Below are 19676 nucleotides of genomic sequence, written 5' to 3'. Positions count from 1 at the left end.
CGTCCGTGCTGGTGCCGAATGCGACGCGCGGCGGCTTGCCAGTCGTGTCGGTCGAACATGGCTTCCGGGTGGAGAGGTTCGCGCGCTGCTAGTGACTACGGATGTACCGAACAGTTGGCGACGGGTACGACAACAGGATGCCTCGTGCTACCGCCGTGCCGCGACCTTACGCGCGGTCTCCGCCCGCGTCGATCCTGCGCTGCGTGTCGGCGTCGACGATCTCGCGGATCGCGCGGAACAACGGTGCGGCGTCGGTATAGCGCCGGCCGTAGCCGAGATTGAACGCATAGTCGAAATCGGGCGGATTGCTGCCCTGGTTGTGCTGCAGGATCGTTTCGAGCTTGTCGAGCGCCTTCGCCGCGCGGGCCTCCGGCGACGCGGCCGCCTCGTATTCGTCCCACAGCGCGACGATCTCGTCGCGCAGCGTGCGGTCGAGCGACGCGATCAGCGTCAGCAGATCGTCGCGTTCGTGTGCGCTCTTGTCGGGGTGCGCGGCCTGCTCGATCGCGGGGATGTCGCCGTGCAGCGCCTCGCCGAGGTCGTGGACGACGCACAGTTTCAGCAGCTTCAGCGTGTCGACGCCCGGCAGCGCGTCGGCGAACACGAGCGCCATCAGGCACAGCCGCCAGCTATGTTCGGCCGTGCTTTCCGCGCGTCCGGCGGAGGTATGGCCGCTGCGCAGCACGTCCTTCAGGCGTTCGGCTTCGCGCAGGAAATCGAGCCGCGCGTGGATCGTGTCGGGATTCATGGTCGGTGTCCTTGCGATGAGCCATCAAGCGTACGCCGGCCGGCCGCGCGTCGTCCACGCATGAAATATGCGCGGTGCGTCAGCGGGCGTCGAGCGTTTCCACGAGCCGCACGGCCGCGCCGTCCGACAGCGTCATCCGCGTCCACCGGCATCGGCTGCCGCGAATCGGCACGACGCGCGACGCATTCGCGCCGGTGTCGAATTCCACGCTCGGCGGCCCCGCGCGATCATGCCAACCGAGCGGGTCGAGCGCGGCTTCCATGCGCACGATTTCCGGCGTCGCGTAGCGCCACAGCGACGTGCCGAGCAGCGTCGAAAGCGGCTGCGAGAACTCGGCCGCGCGGGCCGGCGAACCGGCGAGCAGACGGTGCGTGAGGTCGCAGACGAGATGCATGCGGCCCGCGCTGCCGGCGATCAGCCGCGCGAGTGCGCGGTCGCCCGCCGAATCGAGGCGCGCGGCGAGCAGCCGTTCGGCCGTCGCGCGCTCGTCGGGCGACATCTGCTGAAGGCCGGCCTCCCAGCGCGAAATCGTCGATTGCGCGACGCCGAACAGTTCGGCCGCGTGGCTTTGCTTCACGCGGTGCAGCGTGCGCCAGCGCTTCAGTTGCGGGCCGAGCGAGGACGAATGAAGCGGTGAGGCGGTCATGGCGATGCTCCTGTTGCGGCCGTGCCGGGCGCGCCGTTACAGCGCCGTTACATGATCCGGATGCCGCCGCTTGCCTGGATCGCGATTGCCGCGAACGGCACGAGCACGATGCCGCCCAGCACGAGTACGCCGTCGGCGGCCACCGTGATCGGCGTCGCGAGAATCCGCAGACCCATGCCGACGACGGACGGCGATTCCTTGATGTACACCGAGTACGGGCGGTTGAAGGGTTGCGCGGCCGCCTTGTCCTTCTCGACGAAGCCTTCCGTCGAGTAGCGCTTGCCTTCGATGTCGCCTTCGAGCACGAGGCCGGCCGGCTCGCTGGCGAAGCCGTCGGCGGAGGCGGCCCGGCGATCGTCGTCCGATGCGTCGTTCGGCAGCACGATCCGGTAATGCCCGGTGACGCTGCCGCCGCTCGCATGAAAGTCCGCGAATGTCGTGCGTACCGATTTCCGGTAGCCGGACAGCAGGACGGGCCGCAGTCGCGCCGGCAGCTCGAAGATGTAGTGGTAGCGCGTGCCGAGGACGACCAGTTTCTTGCCGTCTTCGGTCATCATGAAGGCGGATACGTGTTCGCTGTACCCGTCGTTCTTGTACAGTTTCGGCGTGAAGCAGCCCGACAGCGCAACGCTGCTCGCGGCGACGCCGGCGGCCAGCAGGCGCCGGCGCGTGATGGATAGGCTCATTTCTTGTTGTCCCGTCTGTGCGGTTCGGTTTGGTTGGGTGGCTTTCGCCCTCGGAAGCCGGATTCTCGCGTATTCGCCGCACGTTGTCGAACCGGGAATCTGTCATGGCGGCGGGCAGCCGTGCGCATCCGCACGCCATCGACACCGTTTTCGCGACGCTTTCAACCGGTCCCGCCATATCTTATTATTCGGCCAGAGCGGTGCGTGCCGGCCGCATCGATCATGTCGACGACATGACGGGCCGGCAACGATGGCCGCCTTCCGGCCGGCGCGTCGCCCGATGCGCGGTCGGCACGACAGGGAACGCGAGGCCGCGCGTGTCCCGAAAGAAGAGACGAGGGCGCAATGGTACGACTGGTGTTGCTGCTGCTGGGCATCGAATATCTGCGAACCCGCTGGCGCGGGCTGACCGTGCTCGGCTGGCTGTGGGTCGTCGCGGGTGTCGGCATTTTCGTCGACGCACTCGACGGTGCGCTGCATTTTCCGATCGAGCTGTTCGCGTGGCTGTTCCTGATCGAAGGGCTCGCGACGCTCGCGGTGGCTGGCAGCGGTGTCGGCGGGCAACGCATCCTGCGCTACGTGAAGGGCCTCGCGGTCGTGGTGGCCGCGGGGCTCGTGTTTGCCGGCCATCATCACGGCCACTTCCTGCTGTCGATGATCTTCGGCACGCTGTTTCTCGTCGACGGGCTGCTCCAGTGCACGTCCGCATGGATGGTCCGCTATCGCCGCTGGCACGTCGCGTTCGCGTGGGGCGTCGTCGAGATCCTGCTGGCGATCTTCTTCTTCCAGCCGTACCCGACGCACTACGCGGGCACCGTGCCGTACTGCCTCGGCCTGCTGCTGATGTTCGGCGGCATGCACCTGCTGAGCCTCGCCGCACGCGTGCGGCGGCTGACGCGCAACCCGGCGTTCGCGACCTCGCCCGCGCCGGCGCTCGCGCCGGATCTCGACGATGCGCAGGGCCTGCCGCAGTTCGCGCAATCCGAATGGGACGGCCCGCCTGCCGACGGCGAGCGGGCGCTCACCGTGCACGTATGGACGCCGACCGGCACGTCGAAGGCCGAAGCGCAGCGCTATCCGGTGATCGACCGCTACATCGCGGCGGTGGACGTCAACGGCGTGATCTCGACCGGCCATGCGGCGCTGGAATCGCCGGAGGGCATCTACATCAGCTTGTATCCGGGCGTCGAAATCGATCGTTCTCCGGACGAATTCACGCGCATCCTGCGCGCGACGCGCGAGAACGACGTGCCCGGCCTGTTCCAGCCCGACTATGCGACCGAGTCGAAAGCGTGGTGCCCGTCGACCGTGCGCGTGCGCATTCGCAACTACGATCCGGCCAAGCTCGATGCGTTCTGGTCGTCGTACCGGCGGAACACGACGTACAACCTCACGTACCGCAACTGCTCGAGCACCGTGTCGAATGCGCTCGAGGCCGCGCTCGACGGCGCGGTGTGGCGGCTGAAGGGCGCGCGGGCCGGGTGGGGCGCGTTCGTGCGGCTGCTGCTCACGCCCGAGCTGTGGGTGGCCGCACAGATCCGCAAGCGCGCGGTGACGATGGCGTGGACGCCCGGGCTCACGCTCGACTATGCGCGCGCCCTCAGCATGCTCGCCGATCCGCGTCCGTTCGCGTGGTGGAAGGTCGCGCGCTCGGCGGTGAGCGCGATCATGGCGTCGCGCCGCGCGTGGCGCGAGCAGGACAGCGCGGCGCTGTCGCCAGGCGGCTCGGAGGCAGCGTCGATGAAGTGAACGCGTGGCGCCGGATGAAGGCCCGGCATCACGAGGGGCGCTACCGGGCGGCCCGGCGAGAGTGCCCGCTATAACCACCCACGGACGACGACGATGAACGAGGCGAGAGCGCTCCGCATCCTGACTCCCGCCGCGCTGACGCTGGTGCTGGCGCTGGCCACTGCCGGCCTCGCGCAGGCGGACGCGGACGAAGTGCCGCGCATGAGCAACGACGTGTACCGGATGTCGGTGTCGTTCTGCTCGCACGTCGCGGCCGCCGGGAAGATCGCGTGCCAGGGCGACATGATCGCCGCGGGCAGCCGGATCGTCGCGGCGATCGGCGGCTTGCCGCCGGCTTCCGCCACCGAGATCGACGAAGGCGCGCGCAACAAGCTGCCGCCGGCCGAGCGCAACGGGATCGAGCCCGTCGAGCCGGCCGCGATCGACAAGGACGACACGCTGGCCGGCCTCGCCGGCATGGTGCGCCTGTGCGACGTGTACGAGCCGGAACCGGCGGCGCGGGCGCGGCATCACGCTGCGCTGCAGCAGAAGGCGCCCGATGCCGCGGCGCGTGTCGAGGCATTGCTGGCCGATCCGTCGACGGCCGCGCGTCGGCGCGTCAGCGTCGGCGTGTGGCAGATTCTCTCGCTCGAGGGCCCCGAGGCGTCGGCGCGCGCGTGCATGCAACTCGGCACCTGAGCGAGCCGCGCATTCTTTCGTGCACCTTCACATTCGTGCCACGTTGCGGCGGCAACAATCGCGGGCAGACATTCGACAATCTTGCGGCGCATCCCGCGACCGCAAGCCTTTTCCGAGGAAACACGCCATGCTCAAGACGCTCGCCCGCGCCGCTGCCGCACTCGCCGTCGCTTCCGTTTCACTGCACGCCGCCGCGCAGACCAGCTACGATTACCTGCTGCTCGCCGCCTCGTGGGAGCCCGGCTTCTGCGCGTCGCACGACACACCGGAATGCACGAACCTCGCCGGCTCGTATGCGGCGACGAGCCTGTCGCTGCACGGGCTGTGGCCGAACCGCTACGACGGCAACCAGCCGTTCTACTGCGGCGTGCCGCAGAACGACATCGACCTCGACAACGCGCACCAGTGGTGCAGCATGGACGCGTATCCGATCAGCAGCGCGACGCGCAACACGCTGTCGACGTACATGCCGGGCGTCGCATCGTGCCTCGACAAGCACGAATGGTTCAAGCACGGCACCTGTTCGAATTCGGCGACGCCCGATGCTTACTGGAACCAGGCGTCGGGCATGATCAGCCGGCTCGGCAACACGTCGTTCAACACGTTCCTGCAGGCGAACGCGGGCAAGACGGTCACGCGTAACCAGTTGCTGTCGGCGTTCGAAGGCGCGTTCGGCAGCAACACGCGCAGCGCGGTGTCGTTGAAATGCACGAAGACGAATGGGGTGAGCTACTTCACCGAGGCATGGATCGCGGTGAAGACGAACGCGACCGCGCAGTTTCCGAGCGCCGCGTCGCTCGTGACCGACGGCAATACGCAGGGCACGTGCCCGACGTCGGGGGTGTTTATCGCGAAGTGAGGGGCGTGGGTGACGTGCGCGCTATCGCGCACGTCGCGGGATGTGGGCGCGCGAGGATGTCGGGCGCGCCGTCGATGGCGCGCGTGCACCTTTGTCGGTCGGCGAGACACACTCGCTTCCTGCATTGAGCGGCTGCGCTCACTGCGCCGTGCAGGGCGCGCCGAACCATCGCGTGACCGCCTGCGTGGCGGCGTCGATGTCCACGTCCGCATCGTCGCCACAGGCCCACGCGACGAAACCGTCCGGGCGCACGAGCACCGCACGTAATCCGAGCCGGTCTTTCGCGTCGCTCGCGATATAGGCGATGCGGTCGCGCCAGCGGCCTGCCACGGCCCGAAGCGGCTGGTCCGCATCGAAGTCCAGCAGCACGCCCTTGCCGTGCCTGGCGTGTTCACCGAGCCGCGTGCCGCCGGCCAGTTCGAAGTCCGGCACGCTGCGGCCCATGAGCGGATGGCCGCCGCCGAGATCGTATGCGAGCGACACGCCCCACAGGCGTTCGGCGAAGTACGTCGCGCCGTCGCGCGTGTCGACGAGATCGCGCATGATCGCCGCGAGGGCGCGCGAGCCCGGGGACGGCCGCATCAGCGCGACCTGCGCACGCGACCAGTCGAGCACGCGCGCGCCCACCGGATGCCGTTCGTCCGTGTAGCTGTCGAGCAGCCCGGCCGGTGCGTTGCCGCGAATCGTCGCGGCCAGCTTCCAGCCGAGATTCATCGCATCGCCGAGCCCGAGATTGAGCCCCTGCCCGCCGAGCGGCGAGTGGATGTGCGCGGCATCGCCCGCGAGCAGCACGCGGCCGTTGCGGTACGTCGATGCCTGGTACGCGCGATCGGTCCACGTGGCGGCGAGCCGCAGCGCGGTCAATGTGACGCCGGTGCCGGACACGCGGCGCAGCATGGCCTGCGCATGTTCAAGCGTGATCGGCCCGCTCCGGTGGAACGCGCCACCGTCGAACTCGACCAGCGCGACGGTCCCGGGCGGCGTGTACGTATACATCCCGGCCGGCGTGGGGTGACGGCCCGGCAGCAACACGCCCGGATCGGCGAACTCGGCTTCGATCGAGTAGCCGGTGAACTCGGCGTCGGTGCCGGCGAACGCGAAGCCGCCGGCCTTGCGGACCGCGCTGCGGCCGCCGTCGCAACCGACGAGCCAGTGTGCGCGGAAGGTCTCGCCGCCCGCGTGCAGCGTGACGCCATCGTCCGACTGATCGAAGCCCTCGAAGGCACGGCCGCGCCGAATCTCGACGCCCGTTGCGTGCGCACGGGCCGTCAGCACGGATTCGACCCGCGCCATGTCGGTCGCCATGTGCGTGCCGGCCGGGCCGGGCAGGTGGTACGGCCACTGCGACGCGTCGATGTCGTCGTGGAAGAACGGGATGCCGGCGAAATGGCCGGCCGGCCGACGCGCTTGCTGCATCCAGTGCGCGGCGTCCGTTGCGCGGGACGGCAGCGCGATGCCGTCGAGCAGGCCGCGACGGTAAAACGCATCGATGGTCGGCGCGGACAGGCCGCGCATGCCGAACGGGAGGTGCTTCAGCGGGGATGCCGGGTCGTCCGCCTGCTCGACCACCAGCACGGACGCACCGGCAAGGCGCAGCTCGCACGCGAGAAACAGGCCGACAGGGCCGGCTCCGGCAATCACGACATCATGGGACACGGGCAGATTCATCGGTGGCTCGGTTTCAGGCCAGGGCGGCCCGGTGTGATCGAGAGGGCGGTACGCGCCGGCATTGCGCGCGCTTCGGGAAAGTAGTGGAACGCTGTTCCATTGGCGAGATATTGGAACGCTGTTCCAGGTGTGTCAAGCTAGCGTGCATGAAGACCACCAACCGGACCGAGCGGCGCGCGCACGCGCTGTCGAAAGAGCGGATCGTCGAGGCCGCGATCGCGATCCTCGACCATGCAGGCGAGGACGCGCTGACCTTTCGCGCGCTTACCGCGCATCTGGCGACCGGAAGCGGCGCGATTTATTGGCACGTCGCCGACAAGCACGACCTGCTCGCGGCGGCCGCGGATCAAGTGATCGCGGCCGCGCTGACGGACGTGCCGCCGGAGCGTGACGGCGATGCGGCGGAAGCGGTCCGGTGTGTCGCGCTGCGCCTGTTCGACGCGTTCAGCGCGCACCCGTGGGTGGGTGCGCAGTTGTTCCGTGAACCGTGGCAGCAGGCGGTGCTGCGGATCCTGGAGCGCGTCGGCGGGCAGCTTCAGGCGCTGGGCGTGCCCGAGCCCGCGCAATTCAATGCGGCGTCGGCATTGATGCACTACATCTTCGGGCTGGCCGGCCAGTACGCGGCCGGTGCGCGGCTGCATTCGCGCGACACGAGGCAGCCGGAGATCGTCGCGGCAGTTGCCGAACGGTGGGCACAGCTCGAACCGGCGCAGTATCCGTTCGTGCGGAAGGTGGCGGCACAACTGGCCGCGCACGACGAGCGTGCGCAGTTCCTGGCCGGCATCGATCTCATTCTTGCGGGGATTGCGGCGGCGGCCCGGTAAGCCCGCTGTCGGATGGATGGTTTCGAACGGTGTGCGACGAGTGCGTTGTCACGCCAGCAACCGCAGTGCATCCGCGAGCGACAGCACCGTCGTGCGCGATTCGAACGCGGTAGCGAACAGATGCTCGTGGACGATCGGGTCCGGGTCGTAGCAGCAATCCTTGACCGTGTAGAGGCGGAAATCGGCGTCGCTCGCGTGCGCGATCGACGACAACATCACGCCGGTCGACGCGATGCCGACCATGATCAGCATATCGACGCCTCGTGCGGTGAGACGCGCCTGCAGATCGGTGCCGAAGAACACGCTTGCGCGGTGGGCGAAAATCAGCGGTTCGTCGGGTCGTTTGGCAAGTTCCGGGGAAGGGCCGTCGTTGATGAACAGGCCGAGTTGCTTGATGCCCTGGCCGTTCTTGTTCAGCGGGCTGACTTCCGGATAGCCGGGGCTGAACCTCAGATTCGCGAACCAGACGCCGACGCCGGCAGCACGTGCCGCGTCGCAGAGACGGCGCGTATTGGCGAGCAATTCAGGCGCGACCGACGGGAAGAGGCCGAGGATGTCGGTCTGGTAATGCATGACGAGCAGCGCGGTTTGGGATGGCGCGATCGAGGGAATCGGCGCGGATGCGCTGCTGCCGGCGTGTACGCGGGAAGAAGTTGCGACTTCTGATGCGTTGTCGTGATCCATGCGTGGCGAACCTGTCCGCATTTTTGTGGGCGAGGCGGTTGAACAACGCGTTATCCATGCGCCTGCATAAATCGCTCTCCGAACAGGATAGCAAACTGATTCATGGCTGATTTCCAGTCGAATGCGGACCGCACGGTCTTGGCCAGTACATTGCGCATCGCCAGCCAGAGCAGCTTGATGGCCGCCTCGTCATTCGGGAAGTGGCCACGGGTCTTGATGATCTTGCGCAGTTGCATGTTCAGGCTCTCGATGGCGTTTGTCGTATAAACGACCCGTCGAATCTCCGGCGGAAACACGTAGAACGGCACGACGTGCTCCCACGCGCGTTGCCAGGACTGCACGATCGTCGGGTACTTTGCGCCCCAAGGCCCGTCGGCGAAGTCTTGCAGCGCCTGCCGTGCCGCCTCCTCGCTGGCAGCCGCGTAGATCGGGCGCAGCGCTGCGGCGAGCACCTTACGGTCCTTGTAGCTGGCGTATTCGAGGCTGTTGCGGATCAGATGCACGATGCAGGTCTGAACGGTGGTCCGCGGATAGGCCGCGCCGATGGCTTCGGTGAGCCCCTTCAGGCCATCGACCACGGCGATCAGGATGTCCTGGCAGCCGCGCGTCTTGAGTTCGTTGAACACCTTGAGCCAGAATTTGGCCCCCTCGGTCTGCTCGATCCAGAGGCCCAGCACGTCGCGCTGGCCGTCGGCCTGAATGCCCAAGGCCAGATAGACGGCCTTGTTGCTGACCACGCCGTCGTCGCGGATCTTGACCCGCAGCGCATCGAAGAACACGACCGGATACATCGTCTCAAGCAGGCGGCTCTGCCAGCTCAGCGCTTCGGCCATCACCTCGTCGGTGACCGAACTGATGAAGTCGGGAGACACTTCGGTGCCGTAGCTCTCGGCCAGAAACGCCTGAATCTCGCGCACGCTCATGCCGCGGGCGTACATCGCGATGATGCGTTCGTCAAAGCCGGTGAAGCGGCGCTCATGCTTGGGAATCAGGATCGGCTCGAAGCTGCCGTCGCGATCGCGGGGGACTTCGACCCGAACCGGGCCCCGATCGGTGATGACCGTCTTGCCGCTGGCGCCGTTGCGCTCGTTGGCTTGCCCGGCCGGCTTGGACTGGCCCGACGGGTAGCCCAGATGCAGATTCATCTCGGCGCCCATTGCGCGTTCGATGACTGCCTTGTTGAACGCCAGCATCAGGTCCTGCACTTCGGCCGGCGTCATCGGCCCCTTGACCAGTTGGTCCAGCAGTTCCTCGGGCAGTTCAGGCAGCGGCCCGCGGGCCGCCGCCTGACGCGCTACAGTTTGCCGTTTCTTCTTCATTGGCATATCCATGACTTTTACCTCTCATGATATGCCCCGCCCACAAAATGACGGATAGGTCCTGCGTGGCCTTTTCCAGTTACCGCCTTATCCATGCTCGCCGAAGAGCCTGAGATTATCGCCCTGTATCCCTCGATACCGTAATCTCTTTCCCGCGGGGTATTTCGTGGTCGCCCACACGTTGATCCACGGCCGAGATGCAGGTGAATCGTGCGAACGTGTCGAATTCAAACGCTCCTGTGTCACATTCAATACCGAAAACTTTCCACAAGTGGGGTAGTTCTCCCGAAATCGACATTTCAACCGTGCCGCCCACAACGAGCGCCTTGACATGGGTTCCCGCAGGGAGATCGAGTTCTCCGTCTCGAAGCCCGGACGCAAGCGTGCAGTCAACGGTGTCCTGAAATTCGTCGTAGTTGAAGGCGGAGCGTTCCTTGTGGTGCTTGAACGGACCCGGTGCACATTCGATCCCGGCGAGCGATGCCGGCTTCGCAAGCGTCCCATAAGCGACGTAACTCGTATTGTCGTCGGAACGATTGACGGCGAAGTCTCCGCTTACGGTCAGCCCCAGAAGCGGCGTGTTCGACGGGACGGCACCGCTTTTGACCGAATGTGGAGAATACACTTCGAGGACAACCGTTGAGCCCGGTGGGAACGTCATCCCGTCAAAGGTAGTTGCCCGCGTGAGGCGGTGGGTGTACCAGGCGCTTATTGCATGAGCATAGTTGTCGGTAATCGAACGATTGTTGAAAAGCACGACAACCTGCACGAACACCATGCAGCAGAGAAGGGCGACGCAGCGTCTCCAGGCTTTATGCGCACGAACGCGACCATTCAATCCGAAGGCCGCGACGATCAGCGTGAGCGGTACGGTCACGGCAAGCGCAAAAAAAGACAGGATCGCCAACGCCGATATTCCGTACAACGCCATTGTCGAGTCTCCGGTTGATCGGCGTGGAAGTGCCATGAGTTACGCACACAGCCGGTGTCGGGCAAACATGCCGCAAATAGTGCTTATGCGTCGGGGCTGCTATTGAAAACACGATAATCCGCGCCGTTCGCCGAGTGTGATTTGCATATCCCGTATCTTTGCAACGTTGGCGACAATACTACTTGTGCGGCCGACTCGGTTATATCTGACTTCGCCTCTTCAAAAAATCGACCTCCCCGTATAAGTCGTCAACCACTCCAGCGCCAACGTCCCCGCCAACGAATTCCCGTTCGCATCCAACCCCGGCGCCCACACGCACACGGCCATCTCCCCCGGCAGCACCGCCACGATCCCGCCGCCGACGCCACTTTTCGCCGGCAGCCCGACCCGATACACGAAATCGCCGGCCGCATCGTACGTCCCGCAGGTCAGCATCAACGCCGACAGCCGCTTCGCGGAACTCGAATCGACGATCCGCTCGCCGGTTGCCGGCGCGACACCGCCGTTCGCGAGGAACAGCGCCGCGCTGGCCAGCTCCACGCAGTTCATCTCGATCGCGCACTGCCGGCAATATGCGTCGATCACCGTATCGGGCGGCATCTGCATGTTGCCGAAGCTCGCCATGAAATGCGCCATCGCGCGGTTGCGCTCCGCGTGCTGCAACTCCGACGTCGCGACGCGCGAGTCGTAGTCGATGTCGTTCGCGCCGATCAGCCGCCGCACGAATTCGACGAGCGCCGTCTCGGCCTTCACGAAGCGGCGGCACAGCACGTCGGTGACGACCAGCGCGCCGGCGTTGATGAACGGATTGCGCGGCTTGCCGCGCTCGCTTTCGAGCTGGACCAGCGAATTGAACGCGGTGCCGGACGGCTCGCGGCCGACCCGTTCCCACAGCGCGTCGCCCAGCAACTGGAACGCGAGCGTGCACGCGAACAGCTTCGAGATGCTCTGGATCGAGAAGCGCTCGTGCGCATCGCCGACCGTGTACACGTTTCCGTCGAGCGTCACGACGGCCATCCCGAACTTGTCGGCGGGTACTTTCGCGAGTTGGGGAATGTAGTCGGCGACCCGTCCCTGGCCGATCCAGGGGGCGAGTTCGGTGTGGATGCGTTCAAGAATCGATTGGTAATTCATCACGTCAGGCAGGGTAGAAGCAGGGCCGGGATGCCGGCGAGCCCGTATGGAACCGTCCCGGCGCCGATTCGTCAAGCGCGGCCCGAATCGCGCCCTTATTTTCAAGACCGGCAAACAGGCGAGCGGCGGGCGCAGTATCATGCGGTACGTTTCGGCCGAGGGCCGGCGTCCGGCACCCGCCGGCGCCGCCGTGGCTTCCCCGATGATCCGACCGCTGCCCATGTCTTTTCGCATCCTGCTCGTCGAAGACGACACCCGCTTGTCCACGCTGATCGCCGGCTACCTGCGCAAGAACGACTATGAAGTCGACACCGTGCTGCATGGTGACGCCGCGGTGCCGGCGATCCTGTCCATGCGCCCCGATCTCGTCATCCTCGACGTGAACCTGCCGGGCAAGGACGGCTTCGAAATCTGCCGCGAGGTGCGCAAGCAGTACGACGGCGTGATCATCATGGTGACGGCGCGCGACGAGCCGTTCGACGAGCTGCTCGGCCTCGAATTCGGCGCGGACGACTACGTGCACAAGCCGGTCGAGCCGCGCATCCTGCTCGCGCGGATCAAGGCGCAACTGCGCCGCGCGCCCGTGCGCGCGGCCGAGAGCACCGCGCCGCAGCCGGAGCGCTACGCGTTCGGCAAGTTCTCGATCGACCGCACCGACCGCACCGTCGTGCTGCCCGACGGCAGCACGCCCGATCTGACGTCCGCCGAATTCGACCTGCTGTGGGCGCTCGTGTGTCACGCGGGCGAAGTCGTGAGCCGCGACGATCTGATGCTGCAGTTGCGCGGCGTCGAATTCGACGGCCTCGACCGCACGATCGACGGGCGCATCTCGAAGCTGCGCCGCAAGTTGCGCGACGACGCAAGCAACCCGCAGCGGATCAAGACGATCCGCAGCAAGGGTTATCAATTCAGCAAGCACGCGTGGGAATGACGCCGCGCTCGCGCGACGCCGTCACGTTCCGCGCGGGCATTCGGCCCGCCGGCCGGGAGCCGCGATGATTCGACGAACCCGTTCGCACCCCGATGCACCGCCGCTGCCGACGCTGCGCTACGTCAAATGGCGCTGGCTGCATTTTCGTCGCGCGTGGACCGACACGCGCGCCGACCGCATCCCGAGCTGGTCGCGCCTGTACCTGCGCACCTACCTGCATCTGCTCGGCCTCGTGTTGCTCACCGCGCTGGTGCCCGCGCTCGCGCTGTGCGTCGTGTTGTCGCCGGAGGTCGTGTGGCATGCGTTCGACGCGCTGCCGGGCGACATCTGGATCGTGCTCGCGTTCGTGTTCACCGCGCCCGCGCTCGCCGCGTACCGGTGGATGCGGCCGGTCTGGTCGGATCTCGTGATGGTGCGCGAGCGTGCGATCGACTTCACCGGCGGGCGCTTCAACACGCGCGCGCGCGAATCGCACAGCGTGATCATTGGCCCGCTCGCGCGCACGCTGAATGCGCTTGCGATGCGCATGGAGCGGCTGATCGCCGCGCAGCGCGATCTGACGAACGGAATCTCGCACGAACTGCGCACGCCGCTCGCGCGCGTGCGCTTCGCGCTCGAAATGCTCCGCGAACCGGGTTCGGCGGCCGAATACCAGGGCGCGCTCGACAGCATCGCGCAGGACGTGACCGAGCTCGAGGAGCTGATCGACATGAGCCTCACGTATGCGCGGCTCGAATACAGCTCGCTGCAGTCGAAGCTCGAGTTGACGGCGCCCGTCGCGTGGTTCGAGCACCAGGTGAGCGACGCGCAACTGCTGTATCCGGACCGGGCGATCGAGGCGCGCGTCGCGATCGCATCGGATCTGCGCGTGAAGATGGACCGGCGGCTGATGTCGTATGCGATGCGCAACCTGTTGCGCAATGCGAGCAAGTACGCGAACGCGCGGATCGTCGTCGGGATCGCGCTCGTGCACGGCAATATCGGGATCTTCGTCGAGGACGACGGCCCGGGCGTGCCGGAGAGCGAGCGCGAACGGATCTTCGACGCGTTCGTGCGCCTCGACCGTCGCACCGGCGGCTACGGGCTGGGTCTGTCGATCACGCGGCAGGTGCTCCACGCGCACAATGGCCGGATCGCGGTCGTCGATCCGGTCGAACTCGGCGGCGCGCGATTCGAGATCAGCTGGCCGGTCTGATCGCGCTGCGGCGCACGCCGGTTTTCGCGTGCGTTGCGTCATTTCTCTCCCTTTCTCCCCTTTCTTCGTCCTGTCGATGCGGGCCCGGCCTGTGATCGTCTGAAGATTCGTTGCACGACCTCGGCGTTGTGCATTACGATTGCAATTGCAACTATTCGGGCAGGTTGGCCGGCGCCATCGCAAGCAGCCGGCCTGCGACGCAGCAGCGAAGCCGGGCGGCCGCGCATGCCGTCCATCGTTCATGTATGTCTTGTCGGGTCACGCATCATGCGATTACTGAATATCGTGTCTTCCCCGCGCGGCGCCAGGTCGGCGTCGATCGCGGTCGCCAATGCGTTTGTCGACGCGTACCGCAACGCGGGTACGCCGATCGACGTCGATACGCTGAATGTCTGGGCGGAAAACCTGCCGGAGTTCGATGGCCATGCGATCGGCGCAAAGTACAAAGGCGTCGCGAACGAACCGATGAATGCCGCCGAGCAGTCGGTCTGGCGACGCATCCAGTCGCTCGCGAAGCGGTTTCAGGCGGCGGACCGGATCGTCGTCGGCGTGCCGATGTGGAATTTCGGCTATCCGTACAAGCTCAAGCAGCTGATCGATCTCGTCAGCCAGCGGAACATGCTCTTCACGTTCGACGGTGCGTCCTACGGCCCGTTGCTCGAGATTCCCCGGGCACTGGTGATCCACGTGCGCGGGCAGGGCGAGGAAACCGGCGCGGGGCGAGCGGGCCGGGCCGGGTTCGGGCATCAGGCCGATTACATCGAATTCTGGTTGAAGCTCATCGGCGTGAACGAGGTCAGAAACCTGACCGTTGAACACACGTGGAATGCGAGGGCGCACGAAAGCATCGAGCGGGCGCAAGCGCGGGCGATCGCAATGGCTGCCGATTTCTGAACGGAACGCCCACGGCGACCATGGCCGCACGGATGCCGCCGAAGCGGCATCCGCGCATGCTCAGTAGGTGCGGCCGAGCTGCAGATAGAAGTTGCGTCGGCCGCTGGGCGCGAGCGCCACGCCGATATAGACGGGCCCGAACGCGGTCGACAGGCTCGTGAAGAACGTGTAGCTCTGCTTGAGCGCGCCGCCGCCGATCTTCTGGCCGCTCGACCACACGTTGCCGACTTCCGCGCTGGCGCCCACCGACAGCGCCTTGATCGGCGACGCGTTGAACGTCATCAACTGGTTCATGTACGTGATCTGTCCGTACGCGAGCTCGTTGCCGTTCAGCTGATCGGCCGCATAGGCGGACAGATGCTGGAAGCCGCCGAGCGTGAAGTTGAATGCGTTGATCAGGTTGGTGCCGCCGATGCTCTTGCCGCCTTCGATCGTCGCGCTGACGCTGTGCCGGCCGAACTGTTGCGCGATCATCGCCTTGCCGTAGATCTCGGTATAAGGCGCGTTGCTGATCCCGTCGGCGAATTCCTGCGCCGAGCCGCCGTTGCGCGACACCAGCGAGCGTTCGACCCGCAGTTCGCCGAAATATCCCTTGCGCGGGAACATCGGATCGTCGAGCTGATCGATGACGAGCCGCGCCCGCGCAATCAGCGCCTGGGACGTGAAGCTCGGCCACAGCAGCGCCTGGCCGCTGCCGTCGTCGAACGGCAGGTTGTAGGTCGGCGAACCGTGCCCGGTCACGTAACCGAGGCCGACCCGGAAATCGCCGAGCCGCGCGATCGGCAGGCCGAGGTCGATCCCGGCGCGCGCCGTCTGCATCAGGTATTGCGTGATCTTCACGTCGCCGGAGTCGTCGTACAGGTTCGCGTAGCGGCGCTGGTATTCCGCGTACGGCGACAGGTACACGCCGTAGGCCATCGACAGCGGCTGGCGCAATTCGACGCGCGCCGACTGCAGGTCGCTGCCGATCGTCGTGTCCGCGCGGAATTCCAGCCCCGACTCCGTGAGCCACGGCCGCCGGTAGCCGACGTGCAGGCGGAAGCCGCCCTCGTCGGTCGAACTGCTCGACATGCCGAGCCCGAACAGCAGGAAGTTGGGCCCCCAGTACTTCTCGCGCGCATCGATCTCGAGCACGTTGTCGTCGCCGCGGCTCACGATCTGCTGCGTGACGCTCTCGAAGTTGCCGCCCGTCGTGAGCCCGAGCAGATCCTGGCTGACGGTCTTCGGATCGTAGATGTCGCCGGGTTTCACGTGCAGCGCGTTGCTGACGACGCGCTTCGGCACGCCGCCGCTGGTCTTGATGTCGATGCGCGTGATCCGGATCGGCGGCGGCAGCGGCTGCGCGTGCGCGGACCGGTAGGCCGCGTACTGTTCCGGCGTGAGCGCGAACCGCCGCAGCTTCGGCAGCGCCGCGGTCGCGGCGATCTCGCCGGCGGCGATCGCCTGCTTCGCGTTCTGGAAATCGGTGAACGCGAGCGCGCCGAGGTCCGGCGTGAGCAGCACGTCCCGCGCGTCGAGCTGCTTGCGTTGCGCGGTCACGTTCTGGCGGATCAGGATGCCGACCATCTGCTGCATCACGTCGGCCGGCGATGCGAGCGCGTCGAGCGGGCGCAGTGGCGAGCCGATGTCGACGGCGATCACGACGTTCGCGCCCATCTGCCGCGCGGTGTCGACGGGCAGGTTGCTGACGAGGCCGCCGTCCACGAGTGCGCGCCCGTTGATCTCGGCCGGCGCGAACAGGCCCGGCATCGCCATGCTCGCGCGAATCGCGAGCGGCAGCGAGCCGTGGTCGAGCACGACCATCTGGCCCGTCTGCAGGTCGGTCGCGACCGCGCGGTACGGGATCGGCAACTGGTCGAACGGCTGGTTGGTCGGCACGGCGGCCGTCCAGTTCGCGAGCAGCGCCTGCAGCCGGTTGCCCTGGACGAGGCCGACCGGCGCCTTGACGCCTTTCTTGCCGAAGCCGAGCGTCAGCCCGTTGATGTACAGGCGTTCGTCTTCGCGGCTGGTCTGCGGCAGGTCCGCGCGGTCCGTCACGTCGAACGCGATATCCGCCAGGTTGACCTCCGACAGCCGCTTCTGCATCTCGTCTGCCGCCATCCCGCTCGCGTACAGGCCGCCGACCACGGCGCCCATGCTGGTGCCCGCGATGCAGTCGATCGGAATCCGGTTGTCCTCCAGCACTTTCAGGACACCGAGGTGTGCGTAGCCGCGCGCGCCGCCGCCGGACAGCACGAGGCCGATCGACGGGCGGCCGGCCGGGCCGCCGTCGGCCGTGCAGGTGTGCGCCGCCGCAGCGGGTGCGGTGGGTGCGGGAGCCGCCGGCGCGTTGGCGGCTGCGGCGACGGTCTGGGCGGCGGGTTCGGCGGCCGGCAGCGGTTGCGCGGCGACCGTGCAGCACCAGAAGGCAACGAGCGTCGTGCAGAGCGGGCGCACCGGCGCCCAGCGGAAGGAAACGGTCGCTGTCATGGTGAACATACCTGGCGTAAGCGTGCGTCTGAGGCCTGCCGGGAGCAGGCAAGACCGAGAGAGTACCGTGTTTTACAGGCCCGACGCGAGCGGCCGTTGCAGGGCCGGACGTGCCCGAAACGCCACATGCGGCGTTTCCGTCGCGAAAAAATCATCGGAATTGCCTAAAGTATCGGAACGATTTGCCGCTAAGCTCGTGATGGGGCGTTATGGACGCGCGGCAAAATGTGCGGCGCGGCTGTCCCGGCCCGTTCCCTCACAAAGGTTTGATATGTCGACACCGCTGTTCGGAAAGTTGTTTGCGCAACCCGTTGCGATCGACCCGGGAACGGCGAGTACGCGGATCTATACGCACGAACGCGGCGTGGTGCTGAACCAGCCGTCGGTCGTGTGCTTCCGCAAGGGCGGCGCGAGCGACGCGCGGCCGACGCTCGAGGCCGTCGGCGAGCTCGCCAAGGCGCTGCTGGGCCGCGAGCCGGGGCATCTCGAAGCCGTGCGGCCGATGCGGCACGGCGTGATCGCGGACGCGCACGCGGCCGAGCAGATGATCCGCAGCTTCATCGACATGTCGCGCACCCGCTCGCGCTTCAGCCGCCGGGTCGAGGTCACGTTGTGCGTGCCGTCCGACGCGACGGCCGTCGAGCGCCGCGCGATCCGCGAGGCCGCGTTCGCGGCCGGCGTATCGGAGGTCGAACTGATCGAGGAATCGCTGGCGGCCGCGCTCGGCGCGGGTTTGCCGGTGACCGAGCCGGTCGGCTCGATGGTCGTCGACATCGGCGGCGGCACGACCGAAGTCGCGGTCATCGCGCTCGGCGGCATCGTGTACCGGGAGGCGATTCGCGTCGGCGGCAGCCAGTTCGACGCGGCGATCGTCAACCACGTCCGCAACCTGTGCGGCGTGCTGCTCGGCGAACAGACAGCCGAGCACGTGAAGAAGACGATCGGCTCGGCCACCAGCGCGGTGCCGCGCACGTCGACGCGCGCCGTCGGCCGCAGCATCGGCGACGGCCTGCCGCGCTCGGTCGAACTGTCTAACCACGACGTCGCGGACGCGCTGGCCGCGCCGCTCAAGCAGGTGATCGGCGCGGTGAAGTCGGTGCTGGAAAACGCGCCGGCCGAACTCGTGACCGACATCGCGAATCGCGGCGTGGTGCTCACCGGCGGCGGCGCATTGCTCGCCGACCTCGAACGCCTGCTGTACGACGAGACCGGGCTGGTCGCGCGGATCGCCGACGAGCCGGCCACCTGCGCGGTGCGCGGCGCCGGCGAGGCGATGGGCCGGCTCGCGATGTGCCCGGCCGATTGAGCCGGGCGGCGCTGCCGGCCGCAGCCCGGCGCACGCCTTCACATTCTTTCGATCTCTCGGTGGGCCGGCCCGCCTGGCCGGCATCGGTCCGTCGCATGGACAGGCGCGGGCGCGCCGTGCTAGCGTGACGCGCCCGTTCGGGGCCGGGCCGGCCGACGCGCCCGACGACACCTGAGAGACCGAATACCTTGAAACATCGAACCAAACGGGGCTTCGCGGCCCGGGCCGGCCGCGTGCTGGCCGTCGTCGCGTGCGCCTGGGCCGCGGCGGCGGCCGCGATCGTCGTCCATGGCATGCGGATGCCGAGCGCCCCGGCGGACGTCGCCGTGATCTTCGGCAACGCGCTCGACGAAACCGGCGCGCCGAAGCCCGTGCTCGCGGCCCGGCTCGATGTCGGCGTGCGTTGTTACCGCGCGGGGCAGTGCCCGGCGTTTCTGGTCAGCGGCGCGATCGACGGCCCCGGGCTGAACGAGGCGACGGCCATGCGCGACTACCTCGTGGCGCGCGGCGTGCCGGCGGACCGGATCGCCGTCGACGACCAGGGCGACAACACGCTCGCGACCGCGCAGCACACGCTGGCCTACCTGCGCGCGCATCGCCTGTCGCGCGTGCTGATCGTCAGCCAGTATTACCACCTCGCGCGGGCGCGCCTCGCGTTCGAGCGCGTCGGCATTGCGCCGTCGAACATCTCCGCCGCGTATCCGCGCCGCTTCCAGTGGCGCGATGTCTATTCGAGCTGGCGCGAGGTGCCGGCCTACGCGGTGTATGCGGTGCGGTTGTGGGTGAATCCCGAGGCGCGGCCGGTTTCGTTTCGGCCGATGCTTTATCTGATGCGCCTGTTTTCGTGACGGGGCGGCCCGCAAGCGTGCGCTTCCGGTGCGGGCGGTTTCGTTGTTTTTTCCGGTTTCCTGTCGTCTCGCGCCGGCCGCGCGAATTTCATCGGCACCGAATAAAT

The 19676-nt window shown here is 67.2% G+C and carries 18 protein-coding genes; 9 read left to right on the top strand and 9 right to left on the bottom strand.

Features of this window, described 5'->3' with window-relative positions; translation table 11 throughout:
- Positions 1 to 166: 166 nt before the first annotated feature.
- The 3 genes from CFB89_RS25685 to CFB89_RS25675 form a co-directional block, all read right to left on the bottom strand.
- Positions 167 to 748 carry an HD family hydrolase gene (locus CFB89_RS25685; RefSeq protein ID WP_089470307.1) on the bottom strand — a complete coding sequence of 194 codons (582 nt, stop codon included), beginning with the start codon at positions 746 to 748 and terminating at the stop codon, positions 167 to 169.
- A gap of 79 nt (positions 749 to 827) precedes the next feature.
- Positions 828 to 1394 carry a helix-turn-helix transcriptional regulator gene (locus CFB89_RS25680; protein ID WP_089470306.1) on the bottom strand — a complete coding sequence of 189 codons (567 nt, stop codon included), beginning with the start codon at positions 1392 to 1394 and terminating at the stop codon, positions 828 to 830.
- 47 nt (positions 1395 to 1441) lie between these two features.
- Positions 1442 to 2080: a hypothetical protein gene (locus CFB89_RS25675; RefSeq protein WP_089470305.1), complete on the bottom strand. Its 639-nt coding sequence runs from the start codon at positions 2078 to 2080 to the stop codon at positions 1442 to 1444.
- 345 nt (positions 2081 to 2425) lie between these two features.
- On the opposite strand from CFB89_RS25675, the gene CFB89_RS25670 reads away from it, so the two are divergent.
- The 3 genes from CFB89_RS25670 (at position 2426) to CFB89_RS25660 (ending at position 5366) form a co-directional block, all read left to right on the top strand.
- Positions 2426 to 3829 carry an HdeD family acid-resistance protein gene (locus CFB89_RS25670; RefSeq protein WP_089470304.1) on the top strand — a complete coding sequence of 468 codons (1404 nt, stop codon included), beginning with the start codon at positions 2426 to 2428 and terminating at the stop codon, positions 3827 to 3829.
- A gap of 93 nt (positions 3830 to 3922) precedes the next feature.
- Positions 3923 to 4507, top strand: a complete 585-nt coding sequence (locus CFB89_RS25665; RefSeq protein WP_089470303.1) for a hypothetical protein — start codon at positions 3923 to 3925, stop codon at positions 4505 to 4507.
- A gap of 127 nt (positions 4508 to 4634) precedes the next feature.
- Positions 4635 to 5366 carry a ribonuclease T2 gene (locus tag CFB89_RS25660; RefSeq protein ID WP_069352539.1) on the top strand — a complete coding sequence of 244 codons (732 nt, stop codon included), beginning with the start codon at positions 4635 to 4637 and terminating at the stop codon, positions 5364 to 5366.
- A 138-nt stretch (positions 5367 to 5504) separates the two neighbouring features.
- On the opposite strand, the gene CFB89_RS25655 is transcribed toward CFB89_RS25660, so the two are convergent.
- Positions 5505 to 7034, bottom strand: coding sequence for an FAD-dependent monooxygenase (locus tag CFB89_RS25655; protein ID WP_089470302.1), 1530 nt, complete (start codon positions 7032 to 7034; stop codon positions 5505 to 5507).
- 2 nt (positions 7035 to 7036) lie between these two features.
- Between CFB89_RS25655 and CFB89_RS25650 the strand changes: the two genes are divergently transcribed.
- Positions 7037 to 7858, top strand: a complete 822-nt coding sequence (locus CFB89_RS25650) for a TetR/AcrR family transcriptional regulator (RefSeq protein WP_256979761.1) — start codon at positions 7037 to 7039, stop codon at positions 7856 to 7858.
- A gap of 48 nt (positions 7859 to 7906) precedes the next feature.
- Here the strand turns inward: CFB89_RS25650 and CFB89_RS25645 are convergent, their stop codons facing one another.
- The 4 genes from CFB89_RS25645 to CFB89_RS25630 form a co-directional block, all read right to left on the bottom strand.
- Positions 7907 to 8542, bottom strand: coding sequence for an isochorismatase family cysteine hydrolase (locus CFB89_RS25645; RefSeq protein ID WP_089470300.1), 636 nt, complete (start codon positions 8540 to 8542; stop codon positions 7907 to 7909).
- Positions 8543 to 8592: 50 nt separating this feature from the next.
- Positions 8593 to 9867: an IS256-like element ISBcen18 family transposase gene (locus tag CFB89_RS25640; protein WP_373559878.1), complete on the bottom strand. Its 1275-nt coding sequence runs from the start codon at positions 9865 to 9867 to the stop codon at positions 8593 to 8595.
- Between the two features lie 109 nt (positions 9868 to 9976).
- Entirely contained in the window at positions 9977 to 10792 is an 816-nt protein-coding gene (locus CFB89_RS25635; RefSeq protein WP_089470298.1) for a hypothetical protein, read from the bottom strand.
- Between the two features lie 219 nt (positions 10793 to 11011).
- Positions 11012 to 11926, bottom strand: coding sequence for a glutaminase (locus CFB89_RS25630; RefSeq protein WP_089470297.1), 915 nt, complete (start codon positions 11924 to 11926; stop codon positions 11012 to 11014).
- 220 nt (positions 11927 to 12146) lie between these two features.
- Between CFB89_RS25630 and CFB89_RS25625 the strand changes: the two genes are divergently transcribed.
- The 3 genes from CFB89_RS25625 to CFB89_RS25615 all read left to right on the top strand — a co-directional run bounded on the left by CFB89_RS25625 (position 12147) and on the right by CFB89_RS25615 (position 14946).
- Positions 12147 to 12857 (top strand): response regulator, encoded by a 711-nt coding sequence (locus CFB89_RS25625; protein ID WP_089470296.1) that lies wholly within the window; start codon positions 12147 to 12149, stop codon positions 12855 to 12857.
- A gap of 64 nt (positions 12858 to 12921) precedes the next feature.
- Entirely contained in the window at positions 12922 to 14052 is a 1131-nt protein-coding gene (locus CFB89_RS25620; protein WP_089470295.1) for an ATP-binding protein, read from the top strand.
- A 267-nt stretch (positions 14053 to 14319) separates the two neighbouring features.
- Positions 14320 to 14946 (top strand): FMN-dependent NADH-azoreductase, encoded by a 627-nt coding sequence (locus tag CFB89_RS25615; RefSeq protein WP_089470294.1) that lies wholly within the window; start codon positions 14320 to 14322, stop codon positions 14944 to 14946.
- Positions 14947 to 15006: 60 nt separating this feature from the next.
- On the opposite strand, the gene CFB89_RS25610 is transcribed toward CFB89_RS25615, so the two are convergent.
- The gene (locus tag CFB89_RS25610) at positions 15007 to 17415 is read right to left on the bottom strand and encodes a patatin-like phospholipase family protein (protein WP_089470625.1); all 2409 of its coding nucleotides are present in this window, start codon (positions 17413 to 17415) and stop codon (positions 15007 to 15009) included.
- Between the two features lie 271 nt (positions 17416 to 17686).
- On the opposite strand from CFB89_RS25610, the gene CFB89_RS25605 reads away from it, so the two are divergent.
- Both CFB89_RS25605 and CFB89_RS25600 read left to right on the top strand, forming a co-directional pair.
- A complete protein-coding gene (locus CFB89_RS25605; RefSeq protein WP_089470293.1) occupies positions 17687 to 18721 on the top strand; it encodes a rod shape-determining protein in 1035 nt (344 codons plus the stop codon).
- A 188-nt stretch (positions 18722 to 18909) separates the two neighbouring features.
- Complete coding sequence (locus tag CFB89_RS25600) at positions 18910 to 19569, top strand: YdcF family protein (protein ID WP_089470292.1); 660 nt, start codon at positions 18910 to 18912, stop codon at positions 19567 to 19569.
- Positions 19570 to 19676 lie beyond the last annotated feature (107 nt).

The organism is Burkholderia sp. AU16741, from assembly GCF_002223345.1.
Classification (GTDB): Bacteria; Pseudomonadota; Gammaproteobacteria; order Burkholderiales; family Burkholderiaceae; genus Burkholderia; species Burkholderia sola.
Note: the sequence above shows the minus strand (reverse complement) of the source record. Positions and strands in the feature narration are given on the sequence as shown.